Annotated in this window: 17 protein-coding genes; 9 read left to right on the top strand and 8 right to left on the bottom strand. The window is 71.4% G+C overall.

From position 1 onward, the window contains the following. Positions 1–54: 54 nt before the first annotated feature. A complete protein-coding gene (locus ACTMTU_RS06400; protein WP_441262465.1) occupies positions 55–564 on the bottom strand; it encodes an SRPBCC family protein in 510 nt (169 codons plus the stop codon). A gap of 342 nt (positions 565–906) precedes the next feature. Between ACTMTU_RS06400 and ACTMTU_RS06405 the strand changes: the two genes are divergently transcribed. The 3 genes from ACTMTU_RS06405 (at position 907) to ACTMTU_RS06415 (ending at position 2948) form a co-directional block, all read left to right on the top strand. Continuing rightward, a complete protein-coding gene (locus ACTMTU_RS06405; protein WP_441262466.1) occupies positions 907–1281 on the top strand; it encodes a hypothetical protein in 375 nt (124 codons plus the stop codon). Positions 1282–1563: 282 nt separating this feature from the next. Further along, positions 1564–2004 (top strand): N-acetyltransferase family protein, encoded by a 441-nt coding sequence (locus ACTMTU_RS06410; RefSeq protein WP_441262467.1) that lies wholly within the window; start codon positions 1564–1566, stop codon positions 2002–2004. Positions 2005–2180: 176 nt separating this feature from the next. Next, the gene (locus tag ACTMTU_RS06415; RefSeq protein WP_441262468.1) at positions 2181–2948 is read left to right on the top strand and encodes an NPP1 family protein; all 768 of its coding nucleotides are present in this window, start codon (positions 2181–2183) and stop codon (positions 2946–2948) included. A gap of 148 nt (positions 2949–3096) precedes the next feature. On the opposite strand, the gene ACTMTU_RS06420 is transcribed toward ACTMTU_RS06415, so the two are convergent. Then, a complete protein-coding gene (locus tag ACTMTU_RS06420; protein ID WP_441262469.1) occupies positions 3097–4374 on the bottom strand; it encodes a ricin-type beta-trefoil lectin domain protein in 1278 nt (425 codons plus the stop codon). 237 nt (positions 4375–4611) lie between these two features. Between ACTMTU_RS06420 and ACTMTU_RS06425 the strand changes: the two genes are divergently transcribed. Then, complete coding sequence (locus tag ACTMTU_RS06425; RefSeq protein WP_441262470.1) at positions 4612–5880, top strand: MFS transporter; 1269 nt, start codon at positions 4612–4614, stop codon at positions 5878–5880. A gap of 248 nt (positions 5881–6128) precedes the next feature. Here ACTMTU_RS06425 and secD read toward each other — a convergent pair whose 3' ends face one another. After that, entirely contained in the window at positions 6129–8468 is a 2340-nt protein-coding gene (gene secD, locus ACTMTU_RS06430; protein WP_441262471.1) for a protein translocase subunit SecD, read from the bottom strand. A 161-nt stretch (positions 8469–8629) separates the two neighbouring features. Next, a complete protein-coding gene (locus ACTMTU_RS06435; protein ID WP_441262472.1) occupies positions 8630–9052 on the bottom strand; it encodes a hypothetical protein in 423 nt (140 codons plus the stop codon). Between the two features lie 322 nt (positions 9053–9374). Here ACTMTU_RS06435 and ACTMTU_RS06440 point away from each other — a divergent pair, with 322 nt between their 5' ends. Genes ACTMTU_RS06440 through ACTMTU_RS06450 form a run of 3 tightly spaced genes read left to right on the top strand, consistent with a single transcriptional unit; the run spans position 9375 to position 11796 of the window. Beyond that, positions 9375–10142, top strand: a complete 768-nt coding sequence (locus ACTMTU_RS06440; protein WP_441262606.1) for an ABC transporter substrate-binding protein — start codon at positions 9375–9377, stop codon at positions 10140–10142. Continuing rightward, positions 10109–10939, top strand: coding sequence for an amino acid ABC transporter permease (locus ACTMTU_RS06445; RefSeq protein ID WP_441262473.1), 831 nt, complete (start codon positions 10109–10111; stop codon positions 10937–10939). Before ACTMTU_RS06440 ends, ACTMTU_RS06445 begins: the two co-directional genes overlap by 34 nt. 53 nt (positions 10940–10992) lie before the next feature. Continuing rightward, the gene (locus ACTMTU_RS06450; protein WP_441262474.1) at positions 10993–11796 is read left to right on the top strand and encodes an amino acid ABC transporter ATP-binding protein; all 804 of its coding nucleotides are present in this window, start codon (positions 10993–10995) and stop codon (positions 11794–11796) included. Positions 11797–11862: 66 nt separating this feature from the next. Here ACTMTU_RS06450 and ACTMTU_RS06455 read toward each other — a convergent pair whose 3' ends face one another. The 3 genes from ACTMTU_RS06455 to ACTMTU_RS06465 all read right to left on the bottom strand — a co-directional run bounded on the left by ACTMTU_RS06455 (position 11863) and on the right by ACTMTU_RS06465 (position 14757). After that, a complete protein-coding gene (locus ACTMTU_RS06455; protein ID WP_441262475.1) occupies positions 11863–12513 on the bottom strand; it encodes a DUF4360 domain-containing protein in 651 nt (216 codons plus the stop codon). A 301-nt stretch (positions 12514–12814) separates the two neighbouring features. After that, positions 12815–13729, bottom strand: coding sequence for a hypothetical protein (locus ACTMTU_RS06460; RefSeq protein WP_441262476.1), 915 nt, complete (start codon positions 13727–13729; stop codon positions 12815–12817). Further along, positions 13726–14757: an SPFH domain-containing protein gene (locus ACTMTU_RS06465; protein ID WP_441262477.1), complete on the bottom strand. Its 1032-nt coding sequence runs from the start codon at positions 14755–14757 to the stop codon at positions 13726–13728. Before ACTMTU_RS06465 ends, ACTMTU_RS06460 begins: the two co-directional genes overlap by 4 nt. 142 nt (positions 14758–14899) lie before the next feature. On the opposite strand from ACTMTU_RS06465, the gene ACTMTU_RS06470 reads away from it, so the two are divergent. Both ACTMTU_RS06470 and ACTMTU_RS06475 read left to right on the top strand, forming a co-directional pair. Beyond that, positions 14900–15709 carry a class I SAM-dependent methyltransferase gene (locus ACTMTU_RS06470; RefSeq protein WP_441262478.1) on the top strand — a complete coding sequence of 270 codons (810 nt, stop codon included), beginning with the start codon at positions 14900–14902 and terminating at the stop codon, positions 15707–15709. A gap of 390 nt (positions 15710–16099) precedes the next feature. Next, positions 16100–18649: a glycoside hydrolase family 9 protein gene (locus tag ACTMTU_RS06475; protein ID WP_441262607.1), complete on the top strand. Its 2550-nt coding sequence runs from the start codon at positions 16100–16102 to the stop codon at positions 18647–18649. A gap of 8 nt (positions 18650–18657) precedes the next feature. On the opposite strand, the gene ACTMTU_RS06480 is transcribed toward ACTMTU_RS06475, so the two are convergent. Then, positions 18658–18783, bottom strand: coding sequence for a hypothetical protein (locus ACTMTU_RS06480; RefSeq protein ID WP_441262479.1), 126 nt, complete (start codon positions 18781–18783; stop codon positions 18658–18660). Positions 18784–18914 lie beyond the last annotated feature (131 nt).

Here is an 18914-nt window from a genome sequence, read left to right on the forward strand (position 1 = left end):
GGCGGGCCGGCTGGGGTCTTTTGTTCGGATCCGGCCTGATCCCGACGAGAGGCCCTAGGAGACCTCGGCCTCCATCGCCTTCTTCAGGTTCTCCAGTGTCGTACGGATGTTGCGGCGCTGGAACTCGGCGAAGGTGTGCCCCCGCGTCGCCAGCCTGTCGAAGGTGTTGGCGACGACGTCGGGCCAGGCGCGGCGGTCGTCGATCCAGGTCTCCGTCACCCGCGTCCCGCCGCCGGCGGCACGCTCGAAGCGGTACTCCCAGGTGGCGATGCGTCCGGGCAGCACAGGCCGCCGCCTGCCGATGGCGCGTACCCGGAACGCGAACCGCTCGCCGGGATCGGCGGCCGTGACGGTGCAGCGGGTGGTCCAGCTCACCGGCCCGCGCGTGTTGCGGCCGTCGAAGACCATGCCGACGTAGGCCTGTTCGCCACCGCTGCGCACCGTCGCGCCGCGGTTCTCTGGGCTCCAGCGCCCCATCAGCTGGGGATTGCTCACATGCGCGTAGATCATCGAGGGGGCGGCGCCGATCACGACGCTGTCCGAGACGCTGAGTATGCGGACCATGCGTACGACTCCGATCATCGTGGGCGTCCGACGCTATCGCGCCGCGTCCCGTCGTCGTGCCGAGGGGCGGCCGTGTCCAAGTCAGCGCGGATTCCCTGCTGTTGGGCAACGCGGTGCAAACGCGTACGGCGTGCGGCGGCGGCGGCGAAGGGTGGGGCGAGGCCGTGGCCGGCCGCGTTCCGGCGCCGTGACAGTACGGCGGACTGCCGCTGGGGCGAACAGAGGGCCGGGGCTCGAGCGAGAAGTCTCCGCGGGAGCACGTCGTGGCGCTTTGCGGACCGGCCCCGTGGGCAGCTTCAATACGGCCAAACCTCTCATAAGGCGCGTGATCGGAGAATCGCGATGCTTACTCATGCGGTTGACCGGGGAGTCCTGGTCGTCACGATCCGCGTCGACATCGACATCACCGCCCGGGCGGTCACGGCGGAGAACGTCGCACGTCTCGTCCGCTGCCATCTGCCGCTGCCCGTGGTCGTCGTCCTCGCGGCGCCGATGGTGGGCGCCGCCACGCTCAGCGCGGTGCTCCGCGTCCATCGCGCGTGCAGCGGTCTGCGGGTCCCCCTGTCCGTCGCCACGCCGAGCGCCGCCGCGCGTCGGGTGCTGAGGGCGAGCGCCGATCCCTCCCGCTTCCCGCTGGGTGTGTTCGCCACGGCCGACAGCGCGATCGCCGCCGCGGCCGCCGCGGCCGCCGCCACCGCCCACGACGCCTCGGCATGACAGGCGGCTCCTCGGCGCGACGGCGTGCGGGGCGACGGGGTCACCGCTGCACCACCCATGTGCGGTCACGGTCACCGCGTCCACGGCCGTCCCGACGATCACGGCGGGCGGCGAGGTCCGTGGCGGTCGGCATGAGGTGACGGCCCGCCCCGGCGGTAGGCGTGGCTCGCGGCGGCGGGGGAGACCGTGATTGCGGGCGGGGGATCAGCCGCGTCCTTTTGTCATCTCGCGGCAACGCTATTGCAGTTGACGCACTCGCGGTGGACACGGTCTTCTGTGGCCGTGTCCCCACTCCGCATCCAGCAGGTGGACGGCGATGCCATGCTCCGTGACTGGCAGCACGTCCACAACATGATCATCCCTTCGCACCTCCTGTCGCTCGACGAGGTCCATGAGCGCTCCGGGCGCCACCGCCTGACCGTGGCGTACCTCGGCGACGTCCTCGTCGGCTGCTCGACCGTTCGTCCGCCGGCGGACGGCACGTCGACCGCCACGGTGATCTCCAGGGTGCTTCCCGCTCACCGTCGCCAGGGGATCGGCGGCCGGCTCTACGAGCGGGAGTTGGCAGAGGCGCGCGCACTCGGCGCGGATGTGATCGAGACGGTCGTCCTCGCGTCGAACGAGGACGGGCTCCAATTCGCCCGGTCCCGGGGGTTCACCGAGATCGAACGGTATCTGCTGCCGGGCGACAGCGTGCCCTACGTCGACCTCCGGCTGGCCTGAGGGCCGGTGCGCCGGGCGGCGCGCCGAGTACCACGCACGGTGCGACGCTGCCCATTGCCTCCGCCCCGGGACGGTGACGGGCAAAGTGCTGTCGCGTCAATGCGGTTGGCCGAGATTGAGATGGGCATGTCAATTGAGCCGCGTGCCCCACACCGCCGGCCGACCAGGAGGACGCATTGCGCAGCACATCACGTATCCGCAGGGTCTCGCTCGTTCTCGGCAGCGCCGTCGTGCTCGTCATGGCGTCTTCCGGCAGCGCTGTCGCCGCCCCGCCCACGGCCTTGCCCGCCAACGCGGACGGACTGGAGCAGACCTTCCAGCCGGCCTACGACTACGACACGGACGGGTGCTATCCCACACCCGCCATCGGACCGGACGGGACCATAGCCACCGGACTCAACACGACCGGTGCGGTCAACGGCCAGTGCCGTGACGCATGGGACCTCGACAACACCAACGGATACGCACGCCACAAGTGCAACAACGGCTGGTGCGCGGTCATGTACGGCCTCTACTTCGAGAAGGACCAGGCCGTCGCCGGCAGTGGACTCGGCGGTCACCGCCACGACTGGGAGCACGTCGTGGTATGGGTGCAGAACAACGAGGCGCGGTACGTGTCCACGTCCGCCCACGGCAACTTCGACATCCACGGCCGGGACCGCATCCGGTGGGACGGCACACACCCCAAGATCGTCTACCACAAGGACGGTATAGGCACGCACTGCTTCCGCCCGGCGAACTCCAACGACGAGCCGCCGGAGAACCACTACCACGGATGGCAGTTCCCCCGCCTTGTCGGCTGGAACGGCTACCCGGCGGGCCTGCGCGACAAGCTGAGCCAGGCTCAGTTCGGCAGCGCCGTCTTCGGCCTGAAGGACGGGAATTTCAACTACCACCTGGAGAAGGCCAAGCCGGCCGGTATCCCGTTCGACCCCCACGCCTGAGGACCCCGGGATCGGACGCCCGTTTCGCGGTCGTCCGATCCGGCACCCGAACGGTCACCGGGCCGCGGGTCCTTCACGGGCGGCCCGGCGGACCGTGCGGTGGCACCGCACCGGCCCGGCGGAGCGGCCGCTTCAGCGCGTCAGCGGTTCATCTGGTGACCGTCCACTTCTGGTTGGCGCCCCCGGTACACGTCCAGAGCTGGAGCCGGGTTCCGTTGGCGGAGCTGTTGCCGCTGGCATCGAGGCACTTGTTCGCCTGGGGGTTGACGATGTCGCGTGCCGCGTTGGCGTCCCATCGCTGGGCCGCCGTGCCGTTGCAGTCCCAGAGCTGTACGGGGGTGCCGTCGGCGGTACCCCCGGAGGCGGCGTCGAGGCACTTGCCGAGCGCCCGGATGGTGCCGTCGGTTCCCACGCTCCACCGCTGCGCCGCGGTGCCGTTGCAGTCGTAGAGCTGTACGGGGGTGCCGTTGGCGGTGTTCGCACCCGCCACGTCCACGCACTTGCCGCCGATGCCGGTGATCGGCCCGCCGGTCGCCGGGCTGTCACCCGTGGTGACCCGCACATGGTCCACGACGAGCTGCTGGGGGAAGACGGTGCTGCCGTCGGGGTCACCGGGCCAGTAGCCGCCGACCGCGAGATTCAGGATGATGAAGAACGGCTTGTCGAACACCCATTGGCGGCCGCCCAGATCGGCCGGCGTACGGGTCTGGTAGACGTTGCCGTCCACCGACCACGTCACCTTGTTCGGCGACCAGTCGACGGCGAAGGTGTGGAAGGCGTCCGCGAAGGCCTGGCCGCCGGGGAGCGTGTATCCGGCGCCGATGCCGCCGGACCCCGAGTAGCCGGGGCCGTGCAGGGTGCCGTGGACGGTGGACGGTTCGAAGCCGACGTTCTCCATGATGTCGATCTCGCCCGAGGCGGGCCAGCCGACCTGCCCTATGTCGTTCCCGAGCATCCAGAAGGCCGGCCACATGCCCTGCCCGCGCGGCACCTTCAGCCGGGCCTCGACCCGGCCGTAGGTGGTGGTGAACTTGCCCGCGGTGTTCAGCCGGGCCGAGGTGTACTCGCAACGTCCGTACCAGCACTGGTAGTTGCCGGGGTTCTCGCGGCGGGCGGTGATGACCAGGTGGCCCTGCCCGTCGAGTGCGGCGTTCCGGTTGCCGGCCGTGTAGTACTGCCGCTCGTGGTTGTTGACGTTGTCGCCGGTCTCGATCTGCCACTTGCCGCCGTCGACGGCGGCGCCGGCCGGCCCGTCGAAATCGTCGGAGAACGTGACGGCGGCGGCCTCGGCCGCCGGCCGGAGAGCGGGGTCGGCCTGTGGTGACGGTGAGGGCGCGCCGGTTGCCAGGCCGGTGCCGACCGTGGCCAGGACCAGTACGGAGACGACGGTCGCGAGCAGGCGCCGTGGGGAGCGCGGGGAGTCCATGACTCTCCCTTCCGATGCGTGAGGGAGGAAGGGGCTCCTGTCATGGATATGACAGCAGCTTAGTTCATTACGTGATTTAAGAAGTGAACTAAGCGGGTGTCAAGAGTTTGGTACGGACCTGACGGGGCGGCCCCCAGGTGTCACCATCCTGCAAAATCGAGTGCTTGCAATCAAATGCGTCTGCAACTATTGTGGACGCTCGTAAGGCGCACTCACAAACCTCTGAAAGGTCCTCCCATGCCTCTTGCGCTGCTGGCCCTGGCTGTCGGTGCCTTCGGCATCGGCACCACCGAGTTCGTGATCATGGGGTTGCTCCCCGAGGTCGCGGCCGACTTCGGGGTCTCGATCCCCACCTCGGGTCTGCTGGTGACCGGCTACGCCCTCGGCGTGGTCGTCGGCGCCCCGTTGATGACCGCACTCGGTGCCAAGGTGTCCCGCAAGCGGATGCTGATGCTGCTGATGGGGCTCTTCGTCGTGGGTAACGTCCTGTCGGCCATGGCGCCCACATTCGGCCTCATGCTCACCGGCCGGATCGTGGCCTCCCTGGCACACGGCGCGTTCTTCGGCATCGGCTCCGTCGTGGCGGCAGGACTGGTCGCCCCGGACAAGAAAGCCGGCGCGATCGCGATGATGTTCACCGGCCTGACCGTCGCCAACGTGGTCGGCGTTCCCGGGGGGACCCTGATCGGCCAGTCCATCGGCTGGCGCACCACCTTCATGATCGTCGCCCTGCTCGGCGTCATCGGCCTGGTCGGCATCGCCCGCCTCGTCCCCGACATGCCGAGGCCGCAGGGCGTGCGGCTGCGCGACGAGGCGGCCGCGTTCAAGAACGCGCAGGTGCTGCTGGCCATGGCGATGACCGTGCTCGGCTTCGGCGGCGTGTTCGCCGCGATCACCTACATCGCGCCGATGATGACCGAGGTCGCCGGCTTCGCCGACACCTCCGTCACCTGGCTGCTCGTCCTCTTCGGAGTCGGCATGGTCGGAGGCAACCTGCTCGGCGGCAAGTACGCCGACAAGCACCTCATGCCCCTGCTCTACACGACACTGACGGCACTGGCCCTGGTCCTGGGCCTGTTCACCGTCACCGCGCACCACAAGGTCCTGGCCGCGATCTCGATCCTGCTCATCGGCGCCCTCGGTTTCGCGACCGTGCCCCCGCTGCAGAAGCGCGTACTGGACCAGGCCCACGGTGCGCCGACCCTGGCCTCCGCCGTCAACATCGGCGCCTTCAACCTCGGCAACGCGCTGTCCGCGTGGCTCGGCGGCATCGTGATCGCCGCCGGCATGGGGCTCACCGCACCCAACTGGGTCGGCGCCGTCCTCGCCGCGGCCGCGCTCGTCCTCGCGGTCCTCTCCGCCTTCCTCGAACGCCGGGAGTCCCGCGGAGGCAGCCGTCTCGTCGCCGGGTCCACCACCGCCGGTCCGGCCACCGCGACCGCCGGCACCACGCCCGCGGCCGTGACGACCGCAGAACCGGCACCGGTCACCGCGGCACGCCGCTGACCCACGCCACCACCGCGGAACCGCGCCGCGCAACCGCAGGAACCAACCAGCGGAGCCACGCCGCACACCGCACGACGCAGTCAGCGGACCACGCCGCGCAACCGCAGGAATCAACCAGCGGACCGCACCGCGGACGAGGACCTCGCGGTAGAGCCGCCTGACGCCCGTGGAACGCGGCCCGGCCCGCCCGCCGCCGCTGTGGCATCAACCGCCGCAGCGGCGGCGGCGCATGTCCGGCCGTGTCCGGGTCAGACCACGGCGCCCGAACGGTCCCGGTCCCTCGCCCTGCCGCGCTCCTTCGCCGGTTTCGCGCGCCCGGCCCCGCCGGTCCCGCGTGACTCGGGGTACCGGGACTGGAGTACGAGCGCCACGGGCATCGCGGTGAAGACGGTGGACGCCATCCCCAGCACCACTCCCGCGATCAGGGCGATCGAGAAGTCGGCCAGCGAGTCACCGCCCAGGACGGCCAGCGCGGCGAGGACGAACAGCGCGCCCATGCCCGTGTTGACCGTCCTGGGCAGCGTCTGCGCCACGGCCCGGTCCGCCAGGGACTCCAGCGGGATCGAGCCGCCGGCCCTGCGGAGTTCCCGCAGCCGGTCGAGCACGACGACCGTGTCGTTGACCGAGTAACCGACGACGGTCAGCAGCGCGGCGAGGAAGACGCTGTCCATCGGCTTGCCGAGCCACGCGAACAGACCCACGACGAGGGCCACGTCCTGCGTCATCGCGACGACGGCGGCCGTCGCGAACGTCCACCGGAACCGCACGGACAGGTACAGCAGCTGTGCCGCGACCGCGACGCCGAGCGCGATCAGCGCGTACAGGCGCAGCTCGCTGCCCAGACTGGGCCCGATGAGATCGTCGCGTTCCACGGTCAACTGCCCTGCCACGTCGTCGAGCGCGCCGCGGATCCGCTCCTGCTCCTCGTCGCCGCTCTCCTTGGTGCGTACGGAGATCCCGTTGTCGTCGGTCGACTGCACGACCGCGTCGGGGAATCCGGCGCCGACGACCGCCTCGCGGGCCGTGTCCGCGTCGACGGACCGTTCGGCCGCGTACTGCACGACCCGGCCGCCCGTGAACTCCACCCCGAACTCCACACCGCGCACGCCGATTCCGGCGACCGCGAGGAGCAGCAGCCCCGAGCAGATCCCGAGCCAGCGGCGCCGGTGTCGCATCAGGCGCGGCGTACGCCGGGCGAGCCGCTCACGCAGCCGCCCGGGCCCGGCCATGCCGGTCAGCCCGGGACGGCGCCGGACGTACGGGACGCTCAGCGCCCACTCGGCGAGCAGCCGCGTGATCAGCATGGCCGAGACCATCGACGCCAGCACGCCGATCGCGAGGGTCACACCGAAACCCTTCACCGGGCCGGTCGCGAACACGAACAACAGCCCGGCGGCCAACAGCGTGGTGATGTTCGAGTCGGCCACCGCGCTCCACGCCTTGCTGAACCCGGTGCGCAGCGAGGACTTCAGGTCGCGCCGCCGGGCGCCACCTCCCCGGCCTCCCGGGCGGGTGAACTCCTCTCGTGCGCGTTCGAAGACGAGCACGTTGGCGTCCACGGCGATGCCGATGGCCAGCACGAACCCGGCGAGTCCCGGCAGGGTGAGCGTCGCCCCGAGGGCCACGACGGCGGCGTACGAGATCAGCCCGTACAGCGCGAGCGCCACCGTGGCCAGCAGGCCGAGGAGCCGGTACACGACGATGACGAACAGGCCGGTGCAGAGCAGTCCGATCACCGCTGCCGCCGCGCTGGCCCGGACGGCCTCCGCGCCCAGGGTCGGCCCCACGGTGCTCTGTTCCACGGTCGTCACCGGCACGGGCAGCGCGCCTCCCTTCACCAGGGCGGCCAGGTCGCGGGCCTCGTCCGGGGTGAACCCGCCGGTGATCTGCGCGGATCCGCCGGCGATGCCGGCACCGCAGGGCACGCTGCTCTGCATGCCCGGCGCCGACACCACCGCGTCGTCGAGGACGATCGCGACCCTGCGCGCGGGATCGGCGGGCGCCGCGCAGGCCGCCTCTCCCGTGATCCGGGCCCACTGCTTCGCCGCGTCGCCGCGGAACGAGAGATCGACGGTCCAGCCGCGGCCCTCGAGGGTGTCGAGCACCGCCTCCGCGTCCTCGACCCCGTCACCGGTGAGGGCGGGCGGGCCGAGCCGTAGGAACTGCCCCGGTGCGTCGGGGTCGGCGAGGACGCGCGAGCCGTCCTTCCCAGGAGCGCCCGCGGGCCCTTCAGAGGTGCCGGTGACGGGGTGGAAGGTCAGCTGCGCGGTGCGGCCGATGACCTTCGCGGCCTCGCGCGGGTCCTTCAGGCCGGGAAGTTCGACGACGATGCGCCGCTCACCGGAGCGCGCGAGGGAGGGCTCGGTGACACCGAGGCCGTCGACGCGCCGGCGCAGCACCTCCATCGCCCGGTCGGTTGCCTCCCGGTCGGCGGTCACGGTTGGGGAGTCCCGGGTCTCGAGGACGATGCGGGTTCCGCCCCGCAGGTCCAGACCGAGCCGGGCCGGTGTGGTCAGGGCGACGTACAGGGACACGGCGACGACGGCGAGCGCGATCAGCGCCCGCCAGAACGTTGCGCGAGATGACATGGGTGCTCCACGGGCAGCACGCAGGCGCGCCCGGCGCCTGCGCTGAATGGGGACGCGAGGAAGAGGACGTCACGCTCACCCGTCCGCGGACACGCCGCGGTGCCGGACGGCGGACGCCTTGGGGCCCTGTCGGCGGATCGGCCGGTACAGGCCCCGGAACGTCAGCTGCGCCGGGTGGAGGGAGGACCGCGGGTGTGCCGCGGGTCGTACACGCCGGAGGGCGGAGCCCGCTCCTGGCGCGGGCCGGCCGTCTCACGGCCGTGCAGGGGATGGGCGTGCGCGGACACCGGAGCGCCGGGCAGCGCCGGGGGAGTGCCGGGCGGCCGTTGGGTGTTCTCCGCGGCCAGTAGTTGGGGGACCGCCGCGACAGGCCGGGCCTGGAGTGTGTTCGGCACGGTCCGGTGCGCCGCGACGGGGCGGAGGGGGGTTCCCGCGATCGCCTTGGCAGGCGCCACCGCGACGGGGCCGGCGACGGGCTGCGCACCGTGGCCGGCGGTGCCGGTGAGAAGGAGGAACACCGACCAGACGCCGAAGAGGGCCGCCGGCAGTGCGGTCGCGAGGACGAGCCGGACCCGTCTCCCCATCCCGCCCTCCCTCACCGGTCGTCGCTCCCTGGGGACGTCCGGGATCCCGCCGGACGTCTGCCGCCGCTCAGCCTAGAGCCTGGCGGGCGCACCACCGCCGCGGGTGTCGGTCTCCGCGGAGTGTCCGAAGGGTGGAACACCTGATGGACGGCTCCGGCGCACCACGCGTCCCGTGGCTTACGATCTCGGCGGACGGTCGCGGACCGCGGCCTTCCGTGTCCCCCCACTCCTGGAGGTCATCGTGTTCGGGACGGCCAGCGGCCATCGCAGCCACCGCAGCAGCTTCCGCGTCCGCGCCACAGCCGGTGCCGTGGCCGCCGGGATGTTCCTCGCCGTCGGATGCGGCTCCTCCGACGAAGGGCCGGGCGAGGCCGCGGGAGGCGTCCCCGTGGTCGAGAAGGGCAAACTGACCACCTGCACCCACCTGCCCTACCCGCCGTTCCAGTTCGAGCAGGGCGGGAAGGTCGTCGGCTTCGACGTCGCGCTGATCGACCTGGTGGCGAAGAACCTCGGCGTCGAGCAGAAGATCCTCGACACGCCGTTCGAGAACTTCAAGACCGGCGCGTTCCTCAACTCCGGGGAGTGCGACCTCGCCGCGGCCGGTATGACCATCACCGACGACCGCAAGAAGAACGTGGACTTCTCCGTCCCCTACTTCGACGCGACCCAGGCGCTGCTGGCGACCAAGAAGAGCGGCGTGACGTCGCTCGACGAGGTCAAGTCGGGGAAGAAGAAGCTCGGCGCCCAGGCGGAAACCACCGGGGAGAGCTACGCCAAGAGCCAGGGCTTCGACCCCGTCGCCTTCGAGAGCTCGGACGCGGTGCTGAACGGGCTGCGCACCGGCCAGGTCGACGCGGTGATCATCGACTACCCCGTCGTCCAGGGCTGGCTCAAGGACAAGGCGAACGCCGCCCAGTTCGCCCTCGGCCAGAACATCGAGACCGGTGAGCAGTACGGCTTCTCGGTGAAGAAGGGCAACGACAAGCTGCGGGCCGCCATCGACAAGGCGATCGAGGACGCCCGGGCCGACGGCACCTACGACAAGCTCTACGAGCAGTGGATCGGCCCGCTGCCCAAGGCGCAGTCGTGACCTCACGCCTCACCCGCCGCCAGCGGCGGCGGGTGTCGCAGGGCATCCAGTACGCGGTCTTCGTCGCGGCGCTCGTCGTGATCGGCCTGCTGGCCGACTGGGACCGTCTGCAGAACCAGTTCGCGCAGAAGGACCTCGCCTCCGAGCTGTTTCCCGCCATCATCACCACCGCGCTGCGCAACACGGTGGTCTACACGGTGTCCGGTTTCGTCTTCGGCCTGGTGCTCGGTCTGGTCATCGCGCTGATGCGGTTGTCGTCGGTCGCCCCCTACCGGTGGGTGGCGGGCGTCTACATCGAGATCTTCCGCGGTCTGCCCGCACTGCTGATCTTCATCTTCGTGGGTGTGGCCGTGCCGCTGGCCTTCCCCGGCACCGAGATCCCCGGCGGCACCTACGGCAAGGTGGCCCTCGGTCTCGGTCTGGTCGCCGCCGCCTACATGGCGGAGACGATCAGGGCGGGCATCCAGGCGGTGCCCAAGGGGCAGATGGAGGCCGCCAGGTCGCTGGGCTTCTCGCACGCCAGGGCCATGGTCTCGGTGATCATTCCGCAGGCGTTCCGGATCGTCATTCCCCCGCTGACCAACGAACTGGTCCTGCTCTTCAAGGACTCCTCGCTGGTGCTGTTCCTCGGAGTCACCCTCGAGGAGCGCGAGCTGACCAAGTTCGGCAGGGATCTGGCCAGCCAGACCGCCAACTCCACGCCGATCCTCGTCGCGGGGCTCTGCTACCTCCTGGTGACCGTGCCGCTCAGCTTCGTGGTGCGCCGCCTCGAGGCCCGCGCCGACAAGGCGAGGTGAGGGTTCACATGCCGGTCGGGTCACAGTCGTCGGGAAGCGGGAGCAGCGGGATCATGGACAGTTCGGACCGTTCCGAGATCGAGATCCGGGGCCTGCACAAGTCGTTCGGTGACAACCATGTGCTGCGCGGCATCGACCTCGACATCGCCCGGGGCGAGGTGGTGTGCGTCATCGGCCCGTCCGGTTCCGGCAAGTCGACGCTGCTGCGCTGTGTGAACCTGCTGGAGGAGCCGACCGCCGGCCAGGTGTTCGTGGGCGGCACGGAGGTCACCGACCTCGATGTCGACATCGATGCCGTGCGCCGCCGGATCGGCATGGTCTTTCAGCAGTTCAACCTCTTTCCGCACATCAGCGTCACGGAGAACCTGACGCTGCCGCAGCGGCGGGTCCTGCGCAGGGACAAGGCGAAGGCCGCGGAGGTGGCGCGGCGCAACCTGGAGCGGGTGGGCCTCTCCGACAAGGCCGACGCCTTTCCGTCGCAGCTCTCCGGCGGCCAGCAGCAGCGGGTGGCGATCGCCCGCGCGCTGAGCATGGGACCGGAGGTGATGCTCTTCGACGAGCCGACCTCCGCGCTCGACCCGGAGCTGGTGGGCGACGTCCTCGCGGTCATGCGCCAACTGGCGGCCGAGGGGATGACGATGATGGTGGTCACCCATGAGATGAGCTTCGCCAGGGAGGTCGCCGACCGTGTGGTCTTCATGGACGGCGGGGTGATCGTCGAGGAGGGGCCGGCGGAACGGGTCGTGGGGGACCCGCAGCACGAGCGCACCCGCAACTTCCTGATGCGCATCCTGGATCCGGCCGCCGCGGAACGGCCGGGGGAGACCGGCTCGGAAGGCCCCGCCAAGGAGCTGTGATCCGCGCACGGGCGTCTGCCCGGTGCCCCGGCCGGGCGGGGGCGTTCCCGGCCGGGGCCGCGCGGATCAGCGTCCCGGGCACTCCTTCCAGGCCAGGTGGTAGATGGTGCTGATGTCGCCGTCGGTGGAGTCCATGGTCATGAAGCTGGTCTGTGACGGGTCCGACGTGCCCGCGCTGACCCGCAGTTCCGTGTTGATGTTGAAGTTGCGCTGGACACCGCAGGGCGCCCACACCAGCTGCGCCCAGTCCGTCTCGTCCGTGGCCTGCCAGTTGTCGTCGTACGGGCCGCGGAACGAGTGCGTGCGTGACTCGGTGTTCGGCGAGCCCTGGAAGTAGTACGACGCCTTCTCGGCGCTGCTCGCGCCGGGCTGGAGCGAGGCATAGCCTCTGTAGTCGGCGCTGGCGACCGCGTACGTGAAGCCGTGCGGCACGTGCACGATCAGATTGAGCTGGCAGTTCTTGCGGAACGCGGTGCTCGGGGCGCCGCCGCCGACCTGGGCGAGGTAGTCGCTGTACGTCACGGTGAAGGCCGTGTTGTCCTGTGAGACGGCGACGGCGGCCGTCCCCGCGGGACATCCGGAGCCGTTGACCGTCGCCACCTCGATCACGATCTTGTCCGGCGGCGGGTCGGTGATGACGGACGGGCTCTGTTGCGAGGGGATCGCGGAGGCGAGCAGCGCGGCCAACGCGCCGCTCACCAGCAGTCCACCGGTCATGGTTCTCCAATCCATTGCTGTCGGTGCCGGGCGGTCCGGGCATGGGGATGCCCGGCCGTCAGGTGGGGGGTGCGGCCGTCCGCTCGCGTGGCGTGGGCCGTCACGGACCAAGTGCGCTGGACCGTCCTGTGATTCGGCCGTGCGTGCCGGACTTGTTGAAACGTCATGCACATGACATATTCGGCCGAGGCTCCCGGGGCGTTCGCGGCCCGGGAGTTGGTCGAATGGTAGAAACCCATGGCGGGAAGGACCAGAGCGATGTCCGGCCATTCGGCGGGCCTGCCCGGCGGCGGCCTTCGGCTCAATCCAGCAGTCGCAGCGAGGTGTCCGCGATGCCGAGCGACACCGACTGGCCCCATGTGAGGCTCAGGGCGTCGCTCTCCATGCCGTCGCCGAAGACGACCAGCCGGTCCGACTCCACGGTGATCCGGAGCCGTTGCCCGCGGCCGAGCACACCGGCCACCCGGCTCGTCCCGGTCGTGGGGGACGGCCAGGCCTCCCTGACGAACCACGCGAGCCGCGGCTCGGCGGGACCGGGCAGCGCGAGCGTGCTGCCCCGCTCCTGCCACAGTGAGCGCAGCCAGCCGGTCGCGCCCGTCCCCGTGCCCACCAGCACGCCCGACGACGCCTGGGCCTCCCCGCCGGATTCCTTCCGGCCCGGTCCCTCGCCGTCCTCGTCCAGCCGGTAACGGGCGGTCTGGTGGCCGGGGCGGCCGAGGTAGATCTCGTTCAGCGCCGGCAGCCGCTGGGTGTCGTCGGCGACGGCCTCCACCATGGTCAGCTCGTCCGCCGAGCGCCCGGGCAGCACGGCCGAGCGGAGCAGCCGCCGGGCGTCCTCGACGCGATGGCGCACCAGGACCCCCGGATTGCGGCCCGGTTCCGTGTCGATCCCTACCACCGGCTGGCCCGACAGGTACTTGGCGGTGTTGGCCACCAGTCCGTCCTGTCCCACCACGACCACCACGTCCTCGGGTGCGAACAGGAACCGGTCGAGGTCGCCGCGCTCCACCCTGGTCTGCCGCCACTGGAGCGGAACGGCGGCCGCCACCGCCGCCAGCGCCTGCTGTGCCCGATGGTGCCGCCGGGCCACGTCGCGGATGCTCCGGCCCCGCGACGCGAGGAAGAAGTCGGCCTGGCCATGGGTCCCGTGCCGCGCGAGCAACTCCTCGTACTCAGTGGTCCGGTGCACCAGGACGGCCCGCGGGGCCAGACTCACGAGCCGCCTCCGCCGCCGGCCCCGCCCGGCTGCTGCTGTCCGCCGAGCCGGGCGAGCAGGCCGGTGAGAACGTCGGGGGACAGGGTGACGCTGTCGATCCGCGGCAGGTTCTCGGCGAGCCGGGTGACCGCCAGGGCGTGCAGGGTGGCGGGATCCACGTCGCCGTGCACCCGCAGCCAGGCCGCCTGGGCCCCGGCCCGCGCCGCGCCGACCGCCTCCGCCGCCTCGGCCTCCGCCCGGGCGAGGCGCACCTTCCGCTTCGCCTCCGCCTCCGCCCGCACCGCGTCGGCCGCCGCGCTCTCCTCGGCCTGGCGTCGTGCGTTGGTGCCGTTCTGCTCGACCAACTGCTCCTCGCGACGGGCCAGTTCGATCTTGCTGGCGAGTTCGTTCTCCGCGATGGCGCGCTCGCGCTCCACGGCGACCGCCCGGCGTTCGTACGTCGCGCGGTCCGCCTCCTGCTGGATCTGCTCGCGTGCCGGGGTCCGCAGGGCGCGCTCGACCTCCGGCTCCGGCCGGATCGCCACGACCCGCACGGCCACCACCTCGATACCCGTCGCAGGCAGCCGGGGCTCGGCGGCCAGCCCCTCCGTGATGCGCCCGCGTACGGACGCGACTCCGTCGGCGAGCGCCGACGACAGCGGGGTGCGCGCGAGAACGTCGAGCGCGTGCTGCTGCGCGGTCTCCGTGAGCAGGGTGGCGATCTGCTCCAGCGGTGCGGCGCGCCATGCCCCGGTGTCCGGGTCGATGGAGAAGTCCAGACGGGCGGCGGCCGTCGACGGCTCGCTGATCCGGTACGTCACGGTGGCCTGCACCGAGACGTCCTGGAAGTCGGCGGTGCGGGCGTGGAACGACACGGCCAGCTCCCGGTCGTCGACCGGCACTTCGGAGAGCGCCGCGGTGAGCGCGCGGAACCAGAAGCTCAGGCCCGTGCCGTCGTGGGCGAGGTGTCCGCGCCTGTGGTGGCGGACGTGGGCGGTGGGCGCGGCGCGCAAGTGGCGCCAGCCGAGACGTGCGGTGATGTCGGCCATGACAGGACCCCCCTCTTTTCGTCCCTGTGACGATATTCCTTCCAGGGGTTATCGTCAATACGACGAAAGGCGGTGGTCGTGGTCGTGCCCGAGAGGGGAGCACGGACTCCTGACGGCGCGCCAGGCGCTACGCTGATCCGCGATGTTCACCGAACACGGCCCCACGCTGCGCGAACTCGCCGTCCAGGCGCTCTCCTCCATCGAGCACGGCTACGACCTGCTCGCCCCCAAGTTCGACCGCACGCCGTTCCGCACCTCGGACCGCCTGCTGGACGCCGTGGCCGGCACTCTGCGCCCGCTCGGCCCCTTCGCCGCGGGCCTCGACATCTGCTGCGGGACCGGTGCGGGCGTGGAGGTGCTCAGCCAGGTGTGCCGGGAGCGGGCCGTGGGCGTCGATTTCAGCGCGGGCATGCTCGCCGCCGCGGCCTCCCGGTCCGCCGCGGCCGTGCCCCATCTGCCGGCCGCGTCCGCTGCGTCCGCCGGGGACGCCGGGGATGCCGACCAGCCGGGCGTCGGCCGGGACGGGCCGGCCGTCTCCTGGGTACGGGCCGACGCGCGGGCGCTGCCGTTCGCGCCCGCCTTCGATCTGGCCGTCAGCTTCGGCGCGTTCGGCCACTTCCTGCCCAGGGAGCGCCCGCTGCTGTTCGCCCAGGCGCATGCCGCGCTCCGCCCCGGAGGCTGCTTCGCCTTTCCGGTCATGGCGCCGCCCGGGCCCGACTCGCTGCTCTACTGGACCCTGCTCGGATTCGACGCCGCGATGCGGATCCGCAACGCCCTCTGGCGGCCGCGGTTCGTCATGTACTACCGCACCTTCCCGCTCTCCGCCGTGCTCGGGGACCTCGGCCGCGCCGGATTCACCGTGGAACTCCTCCCGTTGACGGAGCTGGGCCGGCTCCCGGACGGCAGCCCCCGCGCCCGTCTCGTCGTCGCCCGCAAACCGCGGGACGTCTGACCTGGCGGAAGGCTCCAACGGCCCGGCGCTCTTCGCTTCACCTTTCCCGGCCCTCCGGGCGCCCGGGCTCTCGCCGGAACCGCTGGGTGAGCGCCTGATGCCGCCGCCGCATCCAGTGCGCAATCGCTGCTGCTGGACGAGATCGAAGTCACGACATCTTGACGCCACGTCGCTCACCCCCGACATTGGGAGCGCTCCCACACCCCGCGTGCGCTCCCGTGTCCCAGCCCACCGCGCACCCTTCCTACTCCCCAAGAGGACCTTGGCGTGTCTCATCATCAGCCCCGATCCCCCCATCCGACCCGTACGGCCCGTACGCCCCGCCGCCCCGGCGGGCGCAGACGCTTAGCGCTGAACGTCGCCACCCTCGCCGGCCTGCTCGCCGGGGCCATGGTCGTCGCTCCCGCCACCGCCGCAGAGCCGGCCGACGAAGGACCCGAACTCATCGTCAACGGCGACTTCGCCGGCGGCACCGCACCGTGGTGGTGGACGGAGAACAGCCCCGGAACCGTCGTGGACGGGCGCCTGTGCGCCGATGTTTCCGCCGGCACGGCCAATCCGTGGGACGCCATCATCGGACAGAACGGGCTCGCCCTCGCCGCCGGTGAGGGATACACGCTCAGCTACTCGGCGACGTCGACGGTGCCGGTCACCATCCGTACCAATGTGCAGATGAGTGTCGATCCCTGGAGCACGGAGCTCGCCGCGACACAGCAGGTGGGGGAGAGCGCCGAACGCGTCAGCCACACCTTCACGGCGGCGGCCGACCACGATGCCGCACAGCTTGTCTTCCAAGTCGGCGGCAGTGAAAAGGCGTTCACCTTCTGCATCGACGACGTGTCCCTGCGCGGCGGCACCGCACCGCCGCCGTACGAGCCGGACACCGGCTCGCCCGTCCGCGTCAACCAGGTCGGCTACCTCACGAGCGGCCCCAAGAGCGGCACCTTCGTCACCGAGGCCACCGAGCCGCTGACATGGACGGTCAACGCCGCCGACGGGACACGGCGCGCCAGTGGCACCACCACCCCGGCCGGTGTGGACCCCACCTCGCGCCGACACGTCCACACCTTCGACTTCAGCACGGTGACCACCGCCGGGGACGGCTACACCGTCACGGTCGGGGAGGAGAAGAGCGAGCCGTTCGCGATCGGTGACGACCTCTACGACTCGCTGCGCACCGACGCGCTCGCGTACTTCTACCACAACCGCAGCGGCATCGAGATCGACGCGGACATCGTCGGCGAGGAGTACGCCCGCCCCGCCGGGCACGTCGGCGTGAGCCCCAACCAGGGCGACAACGACGTGCCCTGCCAGCCGGGTGTGTGCGACTACCGCCTGGACGCGCAGGGCGGCTGGTACGACGCCGGTGACCACGGCAAGTACGTCGTCAACGGCGGCATCTCCGTGGCCCAGCTGATGTCCACCTTCGAGCGGACGCTGACCGAGGAGCACGCCGACGCCGCCCCGCTCGGGGACGGCAAGCTGCGGCTGCCGGAGCACGGCAACGCCACTCCCGACATCCTCGACGAGGCCCGCTGGGAGATGGACTTCCTGATGCGGATGATGGTGCCGGCGGGCGAGCCGCTGGCCGGGATGGCGCACCACAAGCTCCACGACAAGGCATGGACCGGCCTGCCGACCCGCCCCGACCAGGACCCGCAGCCCCGCGAGCTGCATCCGCCGACCACCGCGGCGACCCTCAACGTGGCCGCCACCGCCGCGCAGTGCGCCCGCCTCTTCGCGCCGTACGACGCCGGCTTCGCGGCCAGGTGCCGTACGGCGGCGGTCACCGCGTGGAACGCGGCCAAGGCCCACCCGGACATCCTGGCCGACCCCGACGACGGCACGGGCGGCGGCGCGTACCCCGACAACGACGTGCGGGACGAGTTCTACTGGGCGGCGGCCGAGCTGTTCCTCACCACCGGGCAGGACGCCTACCGCCAGGAGGTGCTGCGCTCACCACTGCACGGCGACACCGACATGGTCTTCCCGCGCGGCGGCATGTCGTGGGGCTCGGTCGCGGGCCTGGGAGCGCTGGACCTGGCGACCGTGCCGAGCAAACTGACGGCCGATCAGCTCCAGTCGGTGCGGTCCATGGTGACGCGGGCGGCCGACGGGTACGCGGCCGACTCGGCCGAGGCCGCGTACGGCCTGCCCTACGCACCTTCCGACGGCCACTACGTGTGGGGCTCGAACAGCCAGGTCGCCAACAACATGGTGGTCCTGGGCACGGCCCACGACCTGACCGGCAAGGTCGTGTACCGCGACGGCGTGCTGCGCGGGCTGGACTATCTGCTCGGGCGCAATCCGCTCAACCAGTCGTACGTCACCGGGTACGGCGAGCGGGACTCGCGCAACCAGCACCACCGCTTCTGGGCCGACCAGCTCGATCCGTCCCTGCCGAACCCGGCACCCGGTTCGCTGGCCGGCGGCCCCAACGACGCCATCCAGGACCCGGTCGCGCAGAGCAAGCTGAAGGGCTGCGCGCCCGCGATGTGCTACATCGACCACATCGAGTCGTGGTCGACGAACGAGATCACCGTCAACTGGAACGCCCCGCTCGCCTGGGTGGCTTCCTACGTGGACGACCTCGGCGGCGGCGGCGACCGCAAGCCGGCCTGCGAGGTCACCTATACCTCGACCCGCTGGGACGGCGGCTTCACCACCCAGGTCGTGGTGAAGAACACCGGCACCCGGACGGTCAGCCCCTGGCAGCTGTCGTGGACGTACTCCGACACGCAGCGCGTGACCGACCCGTGGGGTGCCACCGTTTCCCAGACCGGCCCGGACGTCGTGGCCAAGTCGCTGAGCTGGAACTCCAGCCTGGCTCCCGGTGGAACCGTCCGGTTCGGCTTCAACGGCAGGTCGAGCGGACAGGTGAACGACCCACGTGTCTTCAAGCTGGACGGCCGGCCCTGCGGGGTGACGCCGGCCAGGTAGGGCCGCGGTCACAGGGGAGCGTTGCCCGCGGGCTGCGGCAGGTCCTCCCCGACGACGGGCCGGCCGGAGCAGCCGCGCTGCGCCGCCTTCCAGCGCCTGGCCGCACGGGTGCTGCGCACAAGGTGGTTCAGCACCGGATTCCTGTCCCCGGCCGGCTCCGCCACGTCCCGGCCCACCTGCCCGTCGATGGTGCGGGTGGGGCGGCGGGGAGCCGTACCTCCGGCATGAGGGGCGCCCGACCCGCGGGGCCGGCCGAGACGCTTCG

It is taken from the genome of Streptomyces sp. OZ13, from assembly GCF_052068155.1.
Taxonomy (GTDB): Bacteria; Actinomycetota; Actinomycetes; order Streptomycetales; family Streptomycetaceae; genus Streptomyces.